Origin of the sequence: Microbacterium sp. CPCC 204701 (assembly GCF_004010105.1) — a bacterium.
GTDB lineage: Bacteria > Actinomycetota > Actinomycetes > Actinomycetales > Microbacteriaceae > Microbacterium.
In genome coordinates this window covers 1-2,530 of sequence record NZ_RRYE01000409.1, presented here as the reverse complement: position 1 = coordinate 2,530, position 2,530 = coordinate 1, and the positions used below count along the sequence as shown (strand labels likewise).

The 2,530-nt window shown below is 70.6% G+C and carries 2 protein-coding genes and 1 pseudogene; 1 reads left to right on the top strand and 2 read right to left on the bottom strand.

The features are described 5' to 3' along the window. Together EIO58_RS16100 and EIO58_RS16095 are read right to left on the bottom strand one after the other, a co-directional pair. Nucleotides 1-253 (bottom strand): annotated as a pseudogene (locus tag EIO58_RS16100) (metal-dependent hydrolase); the annotation flags it as partial. After that, nucleotides 250-1,038: an SDR family oxidoreductase gene (locus EIO58_RS16095; protein ID WP_205789329.1), complete on the bottom strand. Its 789-nt coding sequence runs from the start codon at nucleotides 1,036-1,038 to the stop codon at nucleotides 250-252. The gene EIO58_RS16095 and the pseudogene EIO58_RS16100, both read right to left, overlap by 4 nt. A 136-nt stretch (nucleotides 1,039-1,174) precedes the next feature. On the opposite strand from EIO58_RS16095, the gene EIO58_RS16090 reads away from it, so the two are divergent. Beyond that, nucleotides 1,175-2,497 carry a bifunctional o-acetylhomoserine/o-acetylserine sulfhydrylase gene (locus tag EIO58_RS16090; RefSeq protein ID WP_127820339.1) on the top strand — a complete coding sequence of 441 codons (1,323 nt, stop codon included), beginning with the start codon at nucleotides 1,175-1,177 and terminating at the stop codon, nucleotides 2,495-2,497. The last annotated feature ends 33 nt before the right edge of the window (nucleotides 2,498-2,530 follow it).

The following is a 2,530-nucleotide window of genomic DNA, read 5'->3' as shown; positions in this document are numbered from 1 at the left end:
CGCCGAGGAGCAGGTCGCCGTCCTGCACGGCGCCCACGACCGCGTCGACCACGGCGATCTCGGTGCCGCCGGCGAGCAGCACGCCGCGGTCGGCGGGCTGGTCGGGCCACGCCGTGTCGACCGGATGGAACGCCGTCTCGTCGAGCACGACTGCGGTGCGTCCGTCACCGGCGTGGGCGACGTGCACCACCGTCCCGCGCGATGCCACGGCTCCGGCGGGATAGGCGACCCTGGTGCCCGACGCCGGGATCACGAGCCGTCCACCCCCCGCGGGCGCAGCGGCCCGCGCGCGAGAAGATGCTGCGCCGACTGCGCCACGGGGCGCATCGTGACGAGGTCGAGATTGACGTGGCCGGGCGCGTTGAGGGCGTACGCGATGACGTCCGCGACATCGTCGGCGGTGAGCGGATTCTGGACGCCCTCGTAGACCCGCTCGGCCGCGAGGCTGTCGCCGCCGAGGCGGTTGAGCGTGAACTCGGGCGTGTGCACCATGCCGGGTGCCACCTCGATCACACGAATCGGCTCGCCGTTGAGCTCGAGGCGCAGCACGTGGGCGAGCATGCCCTCGGCGGCCTTGGCCGCGTTGTAGCCCGCACCGCCCTGATACGGCGTGAACGCGGCGGTCGAGGTCACGAACAGCGTGTCGGCGTGACCGTCGGATGCCGCAGCCCGGCGCAGCTGCGGCAGCAGCGCAGCCACGAGGCGCTGGGCCGACAGCACGTTCACATCGAACATCCACTGCCAGTCCTCGACGCGCCCGTCCTCGACGCGCTCGGTGCCGCGGGCGCCGCCGGCGACGTGCACGAGCGCGTGGACGGGGCCCGACTCGGCGAGGAACCCGGTGAGCGCTTCGACGTCGGCGTCGGAGGTGAGGTCTGCGGCGAACGCCACCGCACCGGTCTCGGCTTGGAGCTGTGCAAGCCGTTCGGCGCGCCGCGCCACCGCCACGACATCCCATCCGCCGGCGCGCAGCGCACGCACCGCCGCCTCACCGATCCCCGAGCTCGCTCCGGTCACCACAGCACGTCTGGTCGCCATGTCTCCACGCTACCGACCGTCGGGGCAGGATCGTTACGTCACATTTCCCTCGCGTTGTTGACAGCGGCGCCGGATCGTACTGTCGAACACGGCTGGCGGCGAGTGCCCCGGCATCCGATCCCGCAGGAGCACGCACATGTCCGCACCCGAGAACTGGCGATTCGAGACCAAGCAGATCCACTCGGGAGCTCAGCCCGACCCGGTGACCAAGGCCCGCGCGACGCCGATCTACCAGACGACGTCCTACGTCTTCGACAGTGCCGACCACGCTGCGAACCTGTTCGCGCTGGCTGAGTTCGGCAACATCTACACGCGCATCCAGAACCCGACCCAGGCGGTCGTCGAGGAGCGCCTGGCGGCGCTCGAGGGCGGCACCGGCGCGCTCCTCGTCGCGAGCGGCCAGGCGGCCGAGACCTTCGCGATCCTCAACATCGCGCAGGCGGGCGACCACTTCGTCTCGTCGAGCTCGATCTACGGCGGCACCTACAACCTGTTCAAGTACACCCTCGCCAAGCTCGGCATCGAGGTCACGTTCGTCGAGAACCAGGACGACCTCGAGGAGTGGCGCCGCGCCGTCCGCCCCAACACCAAGCTCTTCTTCGCCGAGACCATCGGCAACCCGAAGATCAACGTGCTCGACATCCGCGGCGTCGCCGACGTGGCGCACGAGGCGGGCGTGCCGCTCATCGTCGACAACACGATCGCGACCCCGTACCTCATCCGCCCGTTCGAGCACGGCGCCGACATCGTGGTGCACTCGGCGACGAAGTTCCTCGGCGGCCACGGCACCGTGATCGGCGGGATCATCGTCGACGGCGGATCGTTCGCGTGGTCGCAGAACCTCGAGAAGTTCCCGGGACTGACCGAGCCCGACCCCTCGTACCACGGCGCTTCGTACACGACGGCGGTCGGCGACGGGCTCGCCTACATCATCAAGGCGCGCGTGCAGCTGCTGCGCGACCTCGGGTCCGCGATCTCTCCGCAGAGCGCGTGGCTGCTCATCCAGGGCATCGAGACGCTGTCGCTGCGCATCGAGCGCCACGTGCAGAACGCACAGGAGATCGCGGAGTGGCTCGAGAACCAGGCCGACGTGGCCTCGGTGAACTACTCGGGCCTGCCCACGTCGCCGTGGTACGCCGCCGCCAACACCTACGCGCCGAAGGGCGTCGGTGCGGTGCTGTCGTTCGAGCTCAAGGGTGGCGTCCAGGCCGGGCGCGAGTTCGTCAACTCGCTGACCCTCTTCAGCCACCTCGCCAACATCGGCGACGTCCGCTCGCTCGTGATCCATCCCGCGTCGACGACGCACTCGCAGCTCTCTCCCGAGCAGCAGCTCACCACCGGCGTGACGCCCGGCCTGGTGCGCCTCTCGGTCGGTCTCGAGAACATCGACGACCTCAAGGCCGACCTCGAGCAGGCCCTCGCCGCCGCGCGCCGCGTGTCGGAGGCCGCTCGCGCCTGAGCCCGTCGACGGGCACCCGATGCCCCGGCCCCG